Genomic DNA, 17,991 nt, shown 5'->3' on the forward strand with positions numbered 1-17,991 from the left:
AAAAAGAGCTCCGGCGGGCCGATCTCCCCGGCGGTCAGTCGGCGACCTGGGGACAGAGACTGTCGGTGGTGTGGCGCTCATCATCGAGAAGCGTCGCGCGGACCGGTGTATCGAGCCGGGCCCGGGTGCTCTCCAGCGCCTGGCACAGGTCATCTCTGTCACCGAGGACGGGGAGATAGACGACGAAGTACCCGGGGGTGTCGCTGTCACCGCCGAGGGAACCGCACGCCGTCGATGAGGTGTAGGTGGCCCCCAGGGTTCGGGTCAACGCTGTTCCGACATCCTCGACCGTGGCGTAGTCACCGAGGATGAGGACCCCCGAGCCGTCACATTCCGGGATGGAGTAGGGCAGAGGTGCGTCCGTTCCGGGATCCTCTCCACCCATGGATCCCGCGGTCGGCACCTGCTCGGTGAGGGGCGTTCGACCGTCATTGGCCTGGATGTCCCTGGAATGCATGAGATCCGTCCCGACGAACACCGCCACCGCCACAAGGGCCAGCAAGATGATCAGCGCCGCGAGCATGTGCGGACAGCTCCTGTTCCGGCCGCGCCCGTCCGGATCCGAGGCGGATTCCGCATCTCGAATTTCCGCCGAACTCAACCGGACACCACCTTTCCGCAGACACAGCCGGTGATCCACATTCCCGAACACCCTTAGGCTTTTAGCTTCCTCTTAAGTAGGCGTCAGTCTAACGTATTGAGTAGGCGGTGTAGATTCTCACTACTGCTCCCCCTCATGCGGGGGTAACTCCATTAGCCTTCGAGTGCCTCCCCCAGCTCCATCCATTGGGTCTCCAGCTGGTCTATCTCCTCCTCCAGCTCGACTCTGCGTGCATCGAGCTCGACGAGTTTCGACTGGTCGAGGTTCTGCGCCGCCTCGGCCATCTCCGCCGCGAGCGAGGCCTGTCGGGACTGGAGTTTGCCCATCTTGCGCTCCACGGACCGCATCTCCTTCGTCAGTCTCTGCTCCTCCGCGGCCGACATCCTCCGTTCACCCCCACCGGCGCCACGGTCCGATTCTCCGGCGGCCGGCCCCCCGAGGTCATTGGCGGAACCCAGGTTCAGGACCCCCGTGTTCCCCTCCGCTTCCGCACGCGCCCGACGCTGCAGGTACTCGTCAATCCCACCGGGGAGATTGGTCAGGTCACCGTCCCCGAACAACGCCCACGTGCTGTCACACACCCGCTCGATGAGATACCTGTCGTGCGAGATCACGACCAGGGTTCCGGGCCAGCCGTCGAGCAGGCTCTCCAGTTCCTGGAGGGTGTCGATGTCGAGGTCGTTGGTCGGCTCGTCGAGCAGTAGCACGTTCGGCTCCGCCATCAGCACCCGGGTCAGCTGCAGTCGGCGCCGTTCACCACCGGAGAGATCTCCGACGGGGGTCCGCTGCCGTTTCGCGGAGAAGCCCAACCTCTCCGCCAGCTGTGAGGCACTCAGCTCGCGTTTACCCATTTGTACGTAGCTCGCCACATCCTCCACCGCATCGAGGAGCCGCTGTTCCGGGTCCAGGTCGTCTAGCTCCTGACGCAACCACCCGAGACGGACCGTCTTACCCTCGATCCTGCGCCCCGCCGCAAGCTCGTGTTCGCCGGCGATGGTGCGCAACAGAGTCGTTTTCCCGGAGCCGTTCACCCCGACCAGTCCGATCCGTTCACCCGGGTTAAGCCTCCAGGTGAGATCACGGACGAGTTCGCGGCCGTCCGGCGTCGTGATCGTCGCGTCCTCGAGCTCGATGACCACCCGCCCCTGGCGCTTCCGTGAGAAGGCCATGAGTTCCACGGTGTCGCGGGGCGCGGGGACGTTGCTGATCAATGCTTCGGCGGCCTCGATCCGGTACCGGGGCTTGGACGTCCGCGCGGGTGCACCGCGGCGGAGCCACGCGAGCTCCTTCCGGGCGAGGTTCTGTCGCCGTTGTTCGATCGCGTCCGCCTGCCGCGCCCGTTCGGCCCGCGCGAACATCCAGTCGTTGTAGCCGCCCTCGTAGGCGTCCACGACACCGTCGTGCACCTCCCACGTGCGGGTCGCCACGGTATCCAGGAACCAACGGTCGTGCGTGACGACGACGAGGGCGCAGCGACGTGCGACCAGGTGTGCAGCGAGCCACTGGACTCCCTCGATGTCGAGGTGGTTGGTCGGCTCGTCGAGGATGAGCAGATCCAGGTCCCGTACCATGGCCGCGGCGAGGTTGGTCCGACGGCGTTCGCCACCGGACAGCTGGCCGACGGGGGTGTCGAGACCGAGATCGACGATCCCGAGGCCACCCAGGACCTCCCGGACGCGCGCCTGCGACGCCCACTCGTAGGTGTCCAGGCCGAGCGGACGCAGCACGACGTCCGCGACGGTGTCGGTGTCGGTCAGGTTCGCCCGCTGGGTCACCACCGCCATCCGGAGATCACCGGTGTGGGACACCCGACCCGAGTCCGGCGGCTCGATACCGGCGAGGATCTCGAGGAGAGTCGTCTTGCCGCCACCGTTGAGCCCGACGACACCGATCCGGTCACCGGTCTGGATGCCGATGCTCACCGAGTCGAGCAACGTCTTCAGGCCGAAGGTCTTGGACACGTTCTCCAGATTGATCAGATTGGCCACAGCCGTCCTACCTTTCATCGTGGAACAAGTTGGGCCCCTGGTGCGGGGCCGGTGGCGGTCGCCGTCATCCTTATGTCGCAGCAGGCACCGGCCACCGCACCGCCGACCTCGCGGGCGGTGACTGCGTCGGCGCACAGGAAACCACAGGTGGGTCCCGACCCGGAGACGATTCCGGCCAGTGCACCGGCGCTCTCCCCGACCCGCAGTATCTCCGCCAGGCCCGGGGACAACCGCAGGGCGGGCGCACCGAGATCATTCGACAACAGTGGCGCGATCTCCTCGGGTCCCGCATCCGCGAGGAGTGCGGCAAGAAGCTCGGAGGTGTCGCCGGAGGCCACACAGCCCGCCCCCACACGCATCGCGTCGAGGGTCCGGAACACCTCGGGGGTTGAGAGTCCCCGACGGTTGAACGCAAGCGCCCAGTGGCGGGTCCGCGTCGCGGGTATCTCCTCGAGCAGCTCTCCCCGACCGGTCCCGCGGCGCGTCCCACCGAGGAGGGTGAACGGGACATCCGATCCCAGTGCTCTCGCGTGCTCCAGCAACTGCGCCTCTGAAGACCCGGTTCCGGTGACCACACGCAGGACCTCGGCGGTCGCCCGCAGCGCCGCCGCCGCATCCGCGGACCCGCCGGCCATGCCACCCGCGGTCGGTATCCCCTTCTCGATGTGGATGTCCACGGCGGGGACACCGGTGAGATCCCCGAGGACGAGTTCCGCCGCCCGCCAGGCGAGGTTCGTCCGGTCGGTGGGCACCGCATCTGCACCGAGCCCGGCGACGGTGAGTCGCCGGACCCCCGGAGGCCCGTCCACCGGTGTGACGGTCACCCGGTCGTGGATGTCGAGTGACTGGAAGATGGTGTCCAGTTCGTGGAAACCGTCCGCGCGCAGTGGCCCGACACCGAGGGCGAGGTTGATCTTCGCGTGTCCGAGCGCCGTGACCGGGCTCAACGGACGACACCCGCCAGTCGGACGAAATCGGCGACGCCGAGCTTCTCACCGCGGAGCCCCGGATCGATGTGCGCCGCTCGCAGTGCGTCCTCCGCGGCCGCACCGGACCCGTAGTGCCCGGACAGCGCCGCGCGGAGCGTCTTGCGCCGCTGTGCGAAGGCCGCGTCGACGAGCGGGAACACGGCCGCACGGGTCCGGGCATCGATCGGCCAGGGTTCTTCACCCCCGGGGAAACGGTCGATCCGGACCAGCCCGGAGTCGATCTTCGGCGCCGGCCAGAACACGTTCTTCCCGATGGATCCGGCACGCCGGACGGTGCCGTAGAACGCGGCCTTGACACTGGGTACACCGTAGATCTTCGATCCCGGTGCCGCGGCCAGCCGGTCGGCGACCTCGGCCTGGACCATGACCAGCACCCGCGTGATGGTGGGGAACTCGGCCAGCAGGTGCAGGAGCACCGGAACGGAGACGTTGTACGGCAGGTTGGCGACCAGCGCGGTCGGTTCCGGGGCGCCTGCCGCCCGCAGATCAGCGGGCAGCACCGTGAGCGCGTCCTGACGCAGCAGGTTCAGCCTGTCAGCGTGGTCCGGTGCCCGGTCGGCGACGGTCCGCGGAAGGCGCTCCGCGAGGCGTGGATCGATCTCGACCGCGGTGACCGAGCGCACGGTGTCCAGCAGTGCGAGGGTCAGAGAGCCGAGTCCCGGCCCCACCTCGATGACGTCGTCCCCGTCGGTTGCAGCGGCCGCCGACACGATCCTCCGGACGGTGTTGGGATCGTGCACGAAGTTCTGCCCGAGCTTCTTCGTCGGGGTTATGTCGAGTTCCTCGGCGAGCTGCCGGATCTCCACCGGACCGAGTAGTGCGGCAGGTCGCGGACCTGCGTGGGGCTTCTCCTGGGGGGTATCCATGATGCCGCCAAATCTACCGCAGCGCAGCGCCGGAACGACCATCGCCCTCCGGGCCCGCGGTAGTCGTCAGCGGATGCCGAGTTTTGCCGTGCAGGCGGGCCAGGCACCCCACCCCTGACCGGCCCGTACCTTCTCCGCGACCGCGATCTGCTGCTCCCGGGTGGCCTGCCACGCCATCGGTGCGTACTGTCCGCCGCCGAAGGCGAGCCAGGTGGACGGGGTGAACTGGAGTCCACCGGAGAATCCGTTGCCGGTGTTGATCGACCAGTTGCCGGTGGACTCGCACTGCGCGATCGCGTCCCAGATGGAACCGTTCGTCACGGCGGGCGCGGCCGGGCGGGTGCCACGGGCGATGGTCGCCGGGACCGCCGGTGTCAGTTCCGTGTCCTCGACGGTGACACTGGCGACCTCACGGCCGTTGACCCAGCGGACGTCGCGGACGACCCGGCGGGCGCCCTCGACACCTTCCGCGGTGACGGTCTCGGTGCCCTGCTCGGCCTCCGGATCATCGACGTAGACCGGGGGAACGCTGAACGGCACGGTGTCCGTGACGGTGTCGGTGCGGATCCGGTCGATGACGATGTTCATGCCCTCCGTCACCGGTGCGTCCACCGACGGGGAGATGGTGTCCAGCTCACCCAGGGTCACCCCCTCCGCGTCGAGGAAGTCACCGACCGTCGCCGCCGGTACCGTCGCGGTGCGCCGCGTTCCTCCGTCGAAGAGATCGACGGTCTTCGGGGTCGTGATCCCGAGGGTGAAACCGGAGACCGGGAGCGCGGTGTCCGGGGAGGCGCTGAGCCTGTCGTCGGGGCCGACCGTCCCCAGCTCATCGACGAAATCACCGACCGTGAGCGCGGTGGTCTCCACCGTGCGGGCTTCACCGTCGACGGTGACCGTCACGGGGCGCAGGGTACGCACGGTGATACGGGCGTCCTGGCCGTCGAGTTTCGCACCCAGTTCCGGGGTGACCACGGCCTGGGTCGAGCGGAGGTCCACTCCGGCCTCGTCGAGTACGTCGTCGACGGTGGTGGACAGCGTCGCGAGCCGGATCGTCTCCCCGTCGACGTCTAGCGCGACGTCCTTCTTGGCGATGACCGCTAGGCCGCCACCGACCATGAGGGTCGCGAGCATGCCGCCGGTGGCCATCCGCAGCGGAACGCTGTGGCTGCCGTTGAGACGGTTGATACGGGACTGCCGGTGCTGTGCTGTCATGATGGGGTGGGAGTACCTGTCTGCCTGGAGTAACTGGGGGCCGGGGTGATTCGGGGATCGTCCTCACCCGGCTCAATCACAGTCACGATACGGTAACGAAGGCAGCCTTGTCGACCTTTCAGCGGACGTTAAGCCACATGAGTCACAGCAGGTGACAGGCGGTTTCCCGGACACCTTCCGTTTCATCGTCGCCGTGATACCCGATGCCGTCATCCCAGCGCGAGAAGAGTCACGACGCTGGCGACGACGACTACGGCGGGAAGCACCCAGTGGACGGGGCGGAGTTCGATCGCGTGGTGCAGCGTCCGGGTCCGGTAGGCCCCGAAGGCCCGACCGTCGACCGCGACGGAGAGCTGCTCCCCCTGCCGCATCGACGCCGCGAGAACCGGCACGGTCGCCGCAGCCATCACCCTCGGCTGCGCCACCCTGTTCCCCCGGGACCGCAGCACGGACATCCGCCCGACGGTGAACAGGTCCCGACCGATGATGCGTAGATAGCGCAGTCCCAGTCCGAGAATGTCAACCACCCGGTAGCTGACCGGAATGTACCGGAGAACGGTGTCGGTGAACTCGCGCCAGGTAACCATGAGCAGCAGTGGGGCCCCGACGGTGCCCGCGGCCGTCGTCCGCAGGCCACCGGTCAGCCCCTGCAGCACCTTCTCCCGCGGCGGATCCCCGGGCAGCCAGTTCACCGGCGGCGAAGGCACCGGTGGATCCGGCAGCCAGAACAGGAAACTCAGACCCACGACGACCACGAGCACCGGCAGCGACAGCGTCGCCGCCAGCCCCCACCGGGGATTGAGCACCCAGATCGCGACGAGGGTGACAGACAGGACCACCGCGGGAAGCTCGGGTCCCCGGGCCATGAGGGTGACCACCATGGGTACGACCAACGCAACGGTCACGAGCAGCGGATGAGCCCACCGGCTTCGTGGTGTGCGACGGTCGTGGGCACGGACAGCCTCGGTTCTCTCCTGCTCCGTCAGCGTCCGCATCTTCTCCGGAACGGAACTCATGCCGGGGTCACTCCTTCGGTTCTTCCGCCGACCAGGCGCATCCGGTGGGTCGCCACCGCATCGGCGAAGTCGGGGTCGTGGGTGGCGATGACGGTCACCCGACCCGCGGCGTGGGTCGAGACGATGTCGGCGATCTGCCGGGCACCCGTGCCGTCCTGTGAGCTCGTCGGCTCATCGAGCAACACGAGTTCCGGGTCCCCGATCATCGCGGCGAGCACGGCGAGGCGCTGCCGCTGCCCGCCGGAGAGTTTCAGTGGATGCTTGTCTCCCGCGTCCGCCAGGCCTATCGTGCGCCGCCACCGGGCGAGATCATCCGCGGTGACGGTGAGTCCGGCGGCCCGGGCGGCCGCGGTCAATTCGGCGTCGACAGTACCGCTCAGGATGAGGTCGCCGCTGCGCTGCGGGGCCCAGCCGATACCCGCCCGGATCCGGTCCCGGCGATCCGGGGACACCCGGCCACGGAGGCCCCGACGCACACCCGACAGCACCCGGATCAGGGTCGTCTTTCCGGACCCGTTCGGGCCACGTAGTGCGAGGACCGAACCCGCAGGCACCTCCGCGTCGACGCCGTCGAGAAGCTCCCTGCCGTGCCCGTGGACACCGACACCTTCAAGGCGGATCCCGGGGTCCCCGTCCGCCGCAGGGCGGCTCGACGCCGTGGGACAGTCCAGACCGGAGCCGACGAACGTCTCATCGTGCGCCCAGGGTTCCGGCACCCGCAGCCCCAGTTCCCGGCATTCCGCGGAGTGGCGTCCGTAGACCTCCTCGGGTGTTCCGTCGACCGCCACGGAACCGCCCGGCGCGATGACGACGACCCTGTCCGCGAGTCCCATGTGTGCCTCCGCGTGGTGGTCGACCGCGAGAACGGTGATGTCCCTGGTACTCCGGATCCGTTCGAGAACCTCGGTGAACCGCTGCGTCGCCTCGTCGTCGAGCTGGCTGGTCACCTCATCCAGCACCAGCACCGGGGTGTCGAGGACGAGAGCGGCAGCGAGCACGAGCCGCTGCTGCTCACCGCCGGAGAGGGTCCAGGGGTCGCGCAGCGGATGGATGTGGGAGAGCCCGACATCGTCGAGGGCGGCGAGGGATCTGCGGGTCCCCTCCTCCGCGGGAACGCAGAGATGGTCCAGGCCCCGGCGGATCTCATCGATCACCGTCGCGGCGAAGAGCTGGCTCTCCGGATGCTGCCACACCGCGGCGACCCGTCGACTGACGTCGGCCACCGGAGCCACCGTGCCCTCGGGGCCGGCGACCGTCGTGCCGTCGATACGCACGGACCCGGTGGTGTGCGCCGGGAAGCCCGCACCCAGCACACCCGCCACCGACAACGCGACGGTCGACTTGCCGGATCCGGTCGGCCCGGACACCAGCGTGTAGCTGCCGGCTTCGAGGGTGATGTCCACCCCATCAACCGCGGGAGCGGGCGCACCCGGATACGTGACACTCAGGTGGTCGATGATGACCTCCGCGGAACGCGGGGCCACATCTCCCCCATCCGGAACCCGGGTGATCCGGTCCGCGTCCCGGGACCTCGCCTTGTCCAGCGCGATGCCGCGCAGGTCAAACCCGGCATTGACCAGACGTTCGGCCAGGAGCCAGGCCAGCCAGCCGTACACCGCACCGAGACCGATGCGCACGACTCCGGCCATCACGATCCAGACGGTGTCCAGCAGAAGGAACTCGCGGTAGAAGAACATCGAGATCCAGTTGACCGTACCGACCGCCATGCTCGCGAGGACGGCCGCGAGGAGCCAGCCACCGCTGGAGTCGCGGTTCCGGCGCAGGGTCCACGGCGCGAGAACCGCGTCGATGATCAGGCCCGATATCGGCGAGAAGGGGTTGAATCCGACGATGCCCGCGACGACGGAGGTGATCGTGGCGACCCCCGGGCGGCGCAGCAACAGGGCCGCGGTGATCATCGGCAGCATCCACGGGAAGGGCGTGGGAAAAGCGAGCCACGGAACCGTGACCTTGAGGACCCACCCCACGGGGCGGGCGATCTGGATGAGCAGTCCGGATGCCGCACCGAGGACGCAGCAGACGATGAGCGCCCGGGTGGTGAGGGTCGGGAGTCGGAACCGGCTCCGCGGTGGGACACCGCCGGAGGTTCTCGCCCCGCTCACAGCGGCATCAGCGGGCATCGGCCCCCGGACTCGTCGCGGTGCTGCGGAAGATACGGCGGTTGCGGTGACTTCGGGGGCACGGAGGGATCCTCTCGGCGGGGTCGGACGGAGAGACACGACCGCCGGGCTGGGAGCGGAGCGTCAGCTCCGTCCGGTGCGGTCCGGCGGAATTACCATCAGGCTAACCTTATCTCACCCGCGGGCTTCATCCGCGCTCCCCGGCCGCCGGGGACGGCTCAGCCCGGGAGATCCAGCCCGTAGACCCGGTCGAACGTCGCGTTGACCTCGTCCGCGAGCTCCCTGACCTCCACGCCGCGCACCTCGGCGATCCGCGCGTAGGTGTGCCCGATGAGCGCCGGTTCATTCTTCGCTCCGCGGTACGGGACGGGCGTCATGTAGGGCGCGTCAGTCTCCACGAGCAGTTGACCGGCGGGGGCGATCCGCGCGGCCTCCCGCAGATGGTCGTTCGCGTTGAAGGTGACGTTGCCGCTGAAGGAGAGGACGTATCCGCGGGACAGGGCCTCCTCCGCCACGTCCAGTGGAGAGGAGAAGCAGTGCAACATCACCTCGCGGGGCGCCGGGGAATCGGCGAGGATCCGCAGGAGGTCGGCGTCGGCCTCCCGGTTGTGGATCATCAGGGTTCGCCCGGAACTGACGGCGAGGTCGATGTGCCAGCGGAGCGCCTCCTCCTGGGCGGACATCGACGCGCAGGTGTCGGACCGGGTGATCCAGTAAGCGTCCAGACCGGTCTCCCCGATCGCGACGCAGCGCGGATCGCGGGCCATCTCGGTGAGTCGGGCGCGGACGACGTCATCCATCTGATCCGCCCGCGTGGGGTGCACGGCACACGCGGCGTAGACCCGCTCGTGGGTGTTGGCCGCCTCGAGTGCGGCGCACGCCTCCTCCAGCCCGTCGCCGACGGTGCAGAGCTTTTCGACACCGGCGTCCACGGCACGGGCGACGATGGCATCGACCTCCTCCGGAGTGCGGGCACCGCAGCTCGCGAGGTGCGTGTGGGCGTCGACCAGTCCCGCGACTCGGTCCGCGGGAACAGGTGTGGGGCGGGGCTTTTTGTTCTTGGCCATGTCGGTCGATTCTAACGACCCAGGACGGGGCACCCACAGAGGACCATGAATCCGGTACAGGGTTCCGGTCGGATGCCACCGGGCCACGGGGAAAGTCCCCATGAGCCACCCCGCCTCCCCTGTCAAAAAGGGTAAGCCTATGCTATTACTGAATAGCGATCACAGTTATGGGGAACGGGCCCCAGATACCCCATCCACAAACGGCACGACAGATCAAAAGACCAGGCAGTCGCGCCGCGACTCTCATCACCCCAAGGAGCAACGAGTGGCATCCCGCCTCGACACCAGAGATTTCATCAATGTCGGCATCTTCACCGTCATATACTTCCTCATCCTCTTCGCCACCGGCATGCTCGGGATGATCGGTCCCCTGATCATGTTCGTCGGGTTCGGACTGGGCCTGCTGCTCAACGGCACCGTCATAGCCCTCTATCTCGCACGTACCCCGAAGATGGGCGCACTGACCCTGATGAGCCTGATCGTCGGCATCCTCTTCGTCCTCACCGGCCATCCCTGGATCACCCCGATCGTCTCCACCCTCGCCGGGTTCTGCGGCGACATCGCCTTCGCCCGTCTCCGCGGCAGCTGGCGCATGCCCGTCGCCTACGCGATCTTCTCCCAGCTCTACATGGCACCGTGGGTGCCCCTGCTGTACAACTCGACCCGATACGTCGATGACATCGCCGGGACCATGGGCCAGGACTACATCGACGCACTGGAGTTCTTCCTGCAGCCCCGGTCCATGATCGTCTGGATGATCCTCGTCTTCGTCCTGGCCCTGATCGGAGGATGGATCGGCGTCCGCGTCGGGCGGCGGAACTTCGCACGGGCAGGGCTGGCGTGAGGCACGCCGATCCACGCACCCTCATTCTGTTGCTGCTGACCGTCAACGCACTGATGATGGGTCGGACCGATCAACTCGTCGCCATCGCGGGCGCACTGATCACGGTCATGGCTCTCCTGGTCACGGGACGGACCCGGTGGGCGATCCTGCTCCTGGTGTCGGTTGTCCTCCTGACGGCCGCCGCCTACTGGATCCCGGCCCACTGGGCGAACGCACCTACGGCACTGGTGGGGGTGCTGGCCTACTGGATCTCCCGGTTCACGGTCGCCGTCGGTATCGCCGCGTTCGTCCTCACTCAGCTACGCCCCACGGAGTTGAATGCGGCGCTGCGCAGGATGCATGCCCCGAACTGGCTCATCATCCCGCTGGCCGTGGTCGTACGGTTTCTCCCCGCGCTACTGGCGGAGACCCGTGCGATCAACGAGGCCATGAGCCTGCGCGGGATCCGGCCCGGCGCGCTCGGTCTGTTTTTCCACCCGGTGCGCTACGGCATCTACGTCGTCATCCCGCTGCTGTCCTCGGCGATCCGGATCAGTGACGAGCTCGCGGCCGCCGCGTTGATCCGGGGGCTGGGGGTCACCGCTCTGCCCGACGGATCAACCGTCCGCCCGACCACGGTGACCCGGATCGGGTTCGGGCTGACCGATCTGGTGCTGCTGCTCGCCATCACCGCGCTCGTCGGCCTGCACTTCAGCGGATGGGAACTGCAGCGATGACGGGCACGGGACGAATCACCCTCGACGGCGTCAGCTTCAGCTACCGCGCCGACCGCGCCGCCGGAGCCGACGATGTCTTCGGGGTCGTCGAGACAGATCCAACCGCGCCGGTGGAGCCCGGACGTGGGGTCAGCGACATCACCCTGAGCTGCCCACCGGGAAGCCTCACATTGTTGTGCGGTCCCTCCGGCTCCGGAAAATCGACCGTGCTCCGTCTCATCAACGGACTCGCCCCGAACTTCCATCCGGGCGACATCAGTGGGACGGTCCGGGTCAGCGGAGCCGACATGCCGACGACCCCGCTGGCGGAGGTCGGGGGATTGAGCGCCACCGTGTTCCAGAATCCCCGCACGCAGTTCTTCACCTCGACGGTGACCACGGAGCTCGCCTTCACCCCGGAGAACTTCGGCGTCACTCCCCCGGAGATCCGTGCCCGGGTCACCGCAGCGGCCGACCGGTGCGGAATCTCCGGATTACTCGGGCGGAAGCTGTCGACGTTGTCCGGTGGGCAGCTCCAACGGGTCGCCTGCACCTGTGCGGTCGTCGCCGGGGTACCGGTCCTGCTCCTGGACGAAGCCACATCGAACCTCTCGCCGACCGCCGTCGACGAGCTCGCGGAACTGCTCGCCGAGCTCAAGGCAGAGGGTACGACAATCATCACCGCCGAGCACCGCCTCCACCACCTGCGGGATCTGGCCGACACGGTGCACTACCTGCGCGACGGCCGTATCGAACGCAGCTTCACGGGGCGGGAGTTCTTCACCCTCGACGACGGTACGCGACGACGACTCGGGCTCAGATCCCTCACCCGTCCAGTGGCACCGGTCCCCACGGCGGACCCCGGAGCCCCGGCCGGTACCGCCGGTCTGGAGCTACGGGACATCCGTTTCTCGTACGGGTCACGGACCGTACTGGACATCCCCCACATGGTGTTCCCCGCAGGAACCGTCACGGGACTGACCGGACCGAACGGAGCGGGGAAAACCACCCTCGCCCGACTGATCTGCGGACTCGAGAACCCGGCCAGGGGTGGTCGCGTCTCGCTGGCGGGCCGTCCCCTCTCCGCCCGGGCCCGGGCGGCGAACGGGTACATCGTCATGCAGGACACGGGCCGGCAGTTGTTCGCGGACACCGTCATCGATGAGGTCACCCTCGGCACGGACGGCGACCACCACGGCGGTGACCACGCCGCCGAGCTGCTGGCGGCTCTGGGCCTGGCCGACACGGCCACCCGCCACCCGCTGTCACTGTCCGGGGGCCAACGCCAACGTCTGGTCATCGCCACAGCGCTCGCGCAGGACAAGCGGATCTACGTATTCGACGAACCCACCTCCGGGGTCGATCTCGCGCATCTGGACGCGATCGCGACCAAGCTGCGGGAGCTCGCGGAGACCGGCGCGGTGGTGATCGTCATCAGCCACGACGTCGAACTGCTCGCCGCCTGCTGCGACCGTGTCATCGAACTCACACCACACCGAACAGAACACGAATCCGAGGAATGACATGACAACCAACCACACGAAACCGGACGATGAGAGAATCACCGATGCCGCCGAGCGCTCCGCCGCGGAGAAGGCGGCGCTGAAGGAACTGCTCTCCCCCGTCGCGGGCGCACTGAACATCGGGCGGGTGTTCGGTGTGCTCTCCGGCATCGCCGCCATCGCCCCCTATATCGCCCTCGTCCGGCTCGGTGAGATCTTCCTCACGGCACGGGCGTCCGGGGTGTCACCCGACCGCGCCGAGGTGACCACCGTGACCGCATGGCTCATCGGCGCCTTCGCCGCCCAGGCGATGCTGATGCTCACGGGACTCGGAATCACCCACTACGCGGACCTGAAACTGGGCACCCTCGTCCGCAACCGCCTGGTCGCCCGCGTCGCCACCGCCCCGCTGGCGTGGTTCAGTGAGACCAATTCAGGACGGGTGCGCAAGGCCGTGCAGGACGACATCCGTACCCTGCACACACTCATCGCCCATGCACCCGTGGAGTCGGCCGCGGCATCGGCGGCCCCCGTCGCGCTCATCGTCTACGCGTTCCTCGTGGACTGGCGGCTGGGTCTGCTCGCCGTGGCGAACCTGCCCCTGTACATCCTGATCATGATCCTGTCGATGCGCGGCATGGCGGAGAAGACCACGGAGATGGATGTCCTGCTCGGCGACGTCTCCGCGACCGCGGTCGAGTTCGCCGACGGCATAGAGGTGGTCAAGGCGTTCGGGCAGACCGGTCGTGCCCACCGGCGGTACGCCGATGCCGCGGACCGGTTCTCCTCCTTCTTCTACGACTGGTGCGGACCGCAGATGCGCCGCTCGGCGATCGCGGAGGCGATCATCAGCGTCCCCCTGCTGATCCTGGTCAACTTCGCCGGTGGCTCACTGCTCGTGCGCAACGGAACCGTCTCCATCGCGGACGTCCTCGCCACGACCCTCATCTCCCTCGTCATTCCCACGGCCGTCGTCGTCATGGCCAACTCCTCCTGGGGCTATCTCACGGCCGGAGCCGCGGCGAAACGACTGCAGGAGACCCTCAACGCCCCGTCACTCCCGGTGGGCTCCGGCGGAACACCCGACGGGCACACCGTCCACTTCGAGGACGTCAGCTTCTCCTACGGCGACGGCACCGGGAACACCGCCCTCGATCATGTCGACCTGACCTGCCCGGAGGGGACCGTGACCGCACTGGTCGGTCCGTCCGGTTCCGGCAAGTCGACTCTCGCGACGATGCTCGCACGATTCACGGACCCCGATTCCGGACGCGTGCTCATCGGCGGCGTCGACGTCCGTGAACTCACCACCCGGCAGCTCTACGGCGAGGTCAGCTTCGTCCTCCAGAACCCCAAGCTCCTCCAGCTCACGATCCGGGACAACATCCGCCTCGCCACTCCGGAGGCGACCGACGAGGAGGTCTGGGCCGCGGCTCGGGCGGCTCGCATAGCCGAGGAGATCGAGGCACTGCCGGACAGGCTCGACACCGTCATCGGCGGTGAATCCGGGACGGACCTCTCCGGCGGCCAGGCGCAGCGCATCGCCATCGCCCGTGCGCTACTGGCCGACGCCCCGATCCTCATCCTCGACGAGGCCCTGGCCGCGACCGATCCGGACGCCGAGTCCGAGATCCAGCTCGCACTGAACAGACTCGTCGCCGGACGCACGGTGCTGGTGATCGCGCACCGCCCGGAGTCCGTCCGGGGCGCGGACCAGATAATCCGCCTCGAATCAGGCCGGATCACCGGCCGACTCACCGGCGACGAGGTCACCGACCACGCCATCGACGCCCTCATGGGCCTGACCACCGAAGGGAAGTGACCGTCATGGCCACACACGGAATCGATCCACTGCAGCTCGGAATCCTGCGCCGCCAGATGAGCGACAGCGGCATCCGCCAACTCAACAAGCACCTGTTCGCGAACGTCGCCAATGGCGCACTCGAGGGGATCTCCCTCCTCGCGCTCCTGCCCGCGGCGAGCACGCTCGCCACCGGAGACGAGGCACTGGGCATCCGGTTCAGCGGCTGGCTGATCATCCTCACGGTCCTCGCCGCGATCACCTTCTACTTCCGCTACACCCAGGCGGTGACCGGATTCACGGCCACCACCGACTACATGCGGCACACGCATCACGCGCTCGGCGACCACCTGGCGACACTGCCACTGGGATGGTTCAGTTCACTGTCCACCGGCGGATTGTCCAGACTGGTCTCCACCAGCTTCGTCCTCATCTGCCAGATCCTCGCCCACATGCTGCAGATGGTCATCTCGCAGGCGGTGTCGGTGTTCGTCATCCTCATCGGCTGCTGGCTGTGGGACTGGCGCATCGGTTTGACGATGACCGTCGCGACGCCGTTCATCTTCATCTCCCTGGCCGGACTCCGGGCGGTCAAGATACGCAGCGATGAACGGGTGAGCGCCACCGACGCGGTTCTCGCCGACCGCCTGGTCGAGTTCGCGGTGTGCCAACCCGAGCTTCGCGCGGCGGGTCTCACGGATGATTTCACCCCGCTGGTCGAGGCGGGTGAACGCAACGACTCCGAACGGCTCCGCGACTTCTTCATCTCCGCGGTGGTCCTGGGGATCAACGGTCTGCTCATCCAGCTGGTGTCGGTCGCGCTGATCACCACCGCGGCGATCCTGGCGACGAACGGCGCACTGGGACCGATCGAGACGATCGCGTTCATCGGCATGGTCCTCCGCTTCACGCAGAATCTGCAGGCACTCGGCGAGGGCTACGCCGGAATCAGCGTCGTCCGGACCCCGATGAAGGAGATGCGGCAGATCCTGGACGCCCCCGTGTACGAGGCCCCGGAGAACCCGGCCGGCGTGACGGAACCCGGGGAGGTCGTCCTCGACGACGTCGCCTTCGGATATGAGCCCGGTTCGCCCGTCCTGGAGGGTGTCTCCTTCACCGCGGGTCCCGGGACCCTGACCGCACTCGTCGGTCCCTCGGGTTCCGGGAAGACCACGATCGCGAGACTTATCTGCCGTTTCTACGACGTCGATTCCGGATCCGTGCGCGTGGGCGGGGCCGATGTCCGGGACCAGTCGACCGAGCAGCTGATGGAACAGGTCTCGATGGTGTTCCAGGATGTCTACCTCTTCGACGACACACTCGAGGCGAACGTTCGGATCGGACGCCCCGACGCCACCGACGAGGAGGTCCGGGACGCCGCGCGCCTCGCCGGGGTCGACGACATCGCGGACCGTCTCGGCTGGGACACCAGGGTCGGTGAAGGCGGCCGTTCCCTGTCGGGCGGCGAACGCCAGCGTGTGTCGGTCGCGCGGGCGCTGCTGAAGAAGGCGCCGATCGTGCTGCTCGATGAGGCCACCGCCGCTCTCGACGCGGAGAACGAGGCCAACATCGTGGCGTCCGTCGCGGAGCTCGCCCGGCATTCGACCGTCATCGCGATCGCCCACAAATTGGACACGGTCCGGGCCGCGGACCAGATCATCGTCCTGGATGAGGACGGGCGAATCGTACAGAAGGGTACGCACGACGAGCTCATCACCGAACAGGGCCCCTACCGCCGTTTCTGCGAACGTCGCGAAGCTGCCGCAGGGTGGCGGCTGACACATTCCTGATACCCTTGTGACCCATGGAACATCATCAGGCCCCACGTCGTAAGACAGGCCCCAAACCGGTCTTCACACTTGATGAGGCGGTGGATGCCGCGATCGCACAGGGAATCGACCGCTTCACCCTCACCGGTGTCGCGAAGAGTCTGGGGGTCGCCGCCCCCAGTCTCTACCGGGTGATCAACTCCCGGGACGATCTGCTGATGCACTGCTTCCTCCGGGTCACGGGCGATCTCGACCTGCCGGATCCGGAATCCAGCTGGCAGGACCAGCTCCGCGCGTACACGGTCACGGTGTGGGAGATGTGCGGGGCGTATCCGGGGATCGCCCATTCGCTGCTGACGTTCCCCGGTTCGCACTTCGCCATCCAGGACTACCTGGACGACCTCACCGAGGGACTGCTCCGCGGCGGTTTCCCCGGCGGAGACGACGACATGCACTTCATCGTGGACATGGTGGGGGACAATGTCCTGGTGGCGAGCATGGTCACCCAGTCCCTGCGTGACGGTGACGGGTTCGAGCTCGCCAAGCAGCGCCTAGGCTCCGTCCGCAGCGAGGACCGACAGCACTTCCCGATCCGGGAGGATCTCTGGGACTACAACTGGCTGCAGCGCAAGACCGAGTTCGTCATCCGGGGAATGGAACTGCAGCTGCGCGGATGACCGCGCAGCCGTGACCCGGATTCACTTCTTCTTCGACGAACCCTTCTCCGGTTTGAGCAGCTGACTCACACCGTCAAGCATCTCGTTGGCCTGGAACGGGAACTCCCGCACCGAGTCCTTCGAGGAGATTCCCGACAGCACCAGGACGGTGTACAGCCCGGCCTCCATCCCCGCGACGATGTCCGTGTCCATCCGGTCACCGATCATCCCGGTGTTCTCGCTGTGGGCACCGATCTTGTTGAGTGCGGAACGGAACATCATCGGGTTGGGCTTGCCGACCACGTAGGGTTCCTTCCTGGTGGCCTTGGTGATCAACGCGGTGATCGCGCCGGTGGCGGGAATGATCCCCTCCGAGCTGGGGCCTGTGGGGTCCGGGTTGGTCGCGATGAACCGAGCCCCCTCGTCGATCAGCCGGATCGCCGTCGTGATCGCCTCGAACGAATAGTTGCGGGTCTCCCCCACGACGACGAAGTCGGGATCCCGGTCGGTGAGTACGAAACCCGCCTCATGCAGTGCGGTGATGATTCCGGCCTCGCCGATGACGTAGGCGGTACCTCCCGCGGCCTGCTCCTTGAGGAACGTCGCGGTCGCCAGCGCGGAGGTCCAGATACGGTCCTCCGGGACGTCGAGCCCCGAGTCCTGGAGTCGGGCCGCGAGATCGCGCGGGGTGTAGATGGAGTTGTTGGTGAGCACCAGGAACGGGGTCTCGTCCTTCTTCCAGGTCTCGATGAGGTCCTGCGCCCCGGGGAGGGCCTTTTCCTCGTGAACCAGGACACCGTCCATGTCGGTGAGCCAGCTGGATACATCTGATCGGGTACGCATG

The 17,991-nt window shown here is 67.6% G+C and carries 15 protein-coding genes; 6 read left to right on the top strand and 9 right to left on the bottom strand.

Annotated elements, in window-relative coordinates; genetic code table 11:
- Positions 1-34: 34 nt before the first annotated feature.
- The 8 genes from JDV75_RS01830 to JDV75_RS01865 form a co-directional block, all read right to left on the bottom strand.
- Positions 35-523 (bottom strand): hypothetical protein, encoded by a 489-nt coding sequence (locus tag JDV75_RS01830; protein ID WP_198737542.1) that lies wholly within the window; start codon positions 521-523, stop codon positions 35-37.
- A gap of 230 nt (positions 524-753) precedes the next feature.
- Positions 754-2,589, bottom strand: a complete 1,836-nt coding sequence (locus JDV75_RS01835) for an ATP-binding cassette domain-containing protein (protein WP_198737543.1) — start codon at positions 2,587-2,589, stop codon at positions 754-756.
- Positions 2,590-2,603: 14 nt separating this feature from the next.
- Positions 2,604-3,536, bottom strand: a complete 933-nt coding sequence (locus JDV75_RS01840) for a 4-(cytidine 5'-diphospho)-2-C-methyl-D-erythritol kinase (protein ID WP_198737544.1) — start codon at positions 3,534-3,536, stop codon at positions 2,604-2,606.
- Positions 3,533-4,444: a 16S rRNA (adenine(1518)-N(6)/adenine(1519)-N(6))-dimethyltransferase RsmA gene (gene rsmA / locus JDV75_RS01845; protein WP_198737545.1), complete on the bottom strand. Its 912-nt coding sequence runs from the start codon at positions 4,442-4,444 to the stop codon at positions 3,533-3,535. The genes JDV75_RS01840 and rsmA overlap by 4 nt, the downstream gene beginning before the upstream one ends.
- A 66-nt stretch (positions 4,445-4,510) precedes the next feature.
- Complete coding sequence (locus tag JDV75_RS01850; RefSeq protein WP_232958058.1) at positions 4,511-5,656, bottom strand: resuscitation-promoting factor; 1,146 nt, start codon at positions 5,654-5,656, stop codon at positions 4,511-4,513.
- Between the two features lie 209 nt (positions 5,657-5,865).
- Entirely contained in the window at positions 5,866-6,672 is an 807-nt protein-coding gene (locus tag JDV75_RS01855; protein ID WP_198737546.1) for an energy-coupling factor transporter transmembrane component T family protein, read from the bottom strand.
- Positions 6,669-8,795 carry an ATP-binding cassette domain-containing protein gene (locus tag JDV75_RS01860; RefSeq protein ID WP_198737547.1) on the bottom strand — a complete coding sequence of 709 codons (2,127 nt, stop codon included), beginning with the start codon at positions 8,793-8,795 and terminating at the stop codon, positions 6,669-6,671. The genes JDV75_RS01855 and JDV75_RS01860 overlap by 4 nt, the downstream gene beginning before the upstream one ends.
- Positions 8,796-9,031: 236 nt before the next feature.
- Positions 9,032-9,880 carry a TatD family hydrolase gene (locus JDV75_RS01865; protein ID WP_198737548.1) on the bottom strand — a complete coding sequence of 283 codons (849 nt, stop codon included), beginning with the start codon at positions 9,878-9,880 and terminating at the stop codon, positions 9,032-9,034.
- A 265-nt stretch (positions 9,881-10,145) separates the two neighbouring features.
- On the opposite strand from JDV75_RS01865, the gene JDV75_RS01870 reads away from it, so the two are divergent.
- The 6 genes from JDV75_RS01870 to JDV75_RS01895 are packed head-to-tail and all read left to right on the top strand — an operon-like array spanning position 10,146 to position 17,168.
- Positions 10,146-10,724 carry an MptD family putative ECF transporter S component gene (locus JDV75_RS01870; RefSeq protein WP_198737549.1) on the top strand — a complete coding sequence of 193 codons (579 nt, stop codon included), beginning with the start codon at positions 10,146-10,148 and terminating at the stop codon, positions 10,722-10,724.
- Positions 10,721-11,440, top strand: coding sequence for a CbiQ family ECF transporter T component (locus JDV75_RS01875; RefSeq protein ID WP_198737550.1), 720 nt, complete (start codon positions 10,721-10,723; stop codon positions 11,438-11,440). Before JDV75_RS01870 ends, JDV75_RS01875 begins: the two co-directional genes overlap by 4 nt.
- Positions 11,437-12,942, top strand: coding sequence for an ABC transporter ATP-binding protein (locus JDV75_RS01880; RefSeq protein WP_198737551.1), 1,506 nt, complete (start codon positions 11,437-11,439; stop codon positions 12,940-12,942). Before JDV75_RS01875 ends, JDV75_RS01880 begins: the two co-directional genes overlap by 4 nt.
- 1 nt (position 12,943) lies before the next feature.
- Positions 12,944-14,743 carry an ABC transporter ATP-binding protein gene (locus tag JDV75_RS01885; protein WP_198737552.1) on the top strand — a complete coding sequence of 600 codons (1,800 nt, stop codon included), beginning with the start codon at positions 12,944-12,946 and terminating at the stop codon, positions 14,741-14,743.
- 5 nt (positions 14,744-14,748) lie between these two features.
- Positions 14,749-16,512, top strand: a complete 1,764-nt coding sequence (locus JDV75_RS01890; protein ID WP_198737553.1) for an ABC transporter ATP-binding protein — start codon at positions 14,749-14,751, stop codon at positions 16,510-16,512.
- A gap of 14 nt (positions 16,513-16,526) precedes the next feature.
- Positions 16,527-17,168 carry a TetR/AcrR family transcriptional regulator gene (locus JDV75_RS01895; protein WP_198737554.1) on the top strand — a complete coding sequence of 214 codons (642 nt, stop codon included), beginning with the start codon at positions 16,527-16,529 and terminating at the stop codon, positions 17,166-17,168.
- A 21-nt stretch (positions 17,169-17,189) separates the two neighbouring features.
- On the opposite strand, the gene JDV75_RS01900 is transcribed toward JDV75_RS01895, so the two are convergent.
- Positions 17,190-17,990, bottom strand: coding sequence for an HAD-IIA family hydrolase (locus JDV75_RS01900; RefSeq protein ID WP_198737555.1), 801 nt, complete (start codon positions 17,988-17,990; stop codon positions 17,190-17,192).
- Position 17,991 lies beyond the last annotated feature (1 nt).

The sequence above is a fragment of the Corynebacterium meridianum genome (genome assembly GCF_016342265.1).
GTDB lineage: Bacteria > Actinomycetota > Actinomycetes > Mycobacteriales > Mycobacteriaceae > Corynebacterium > Corynebacterium meridianum.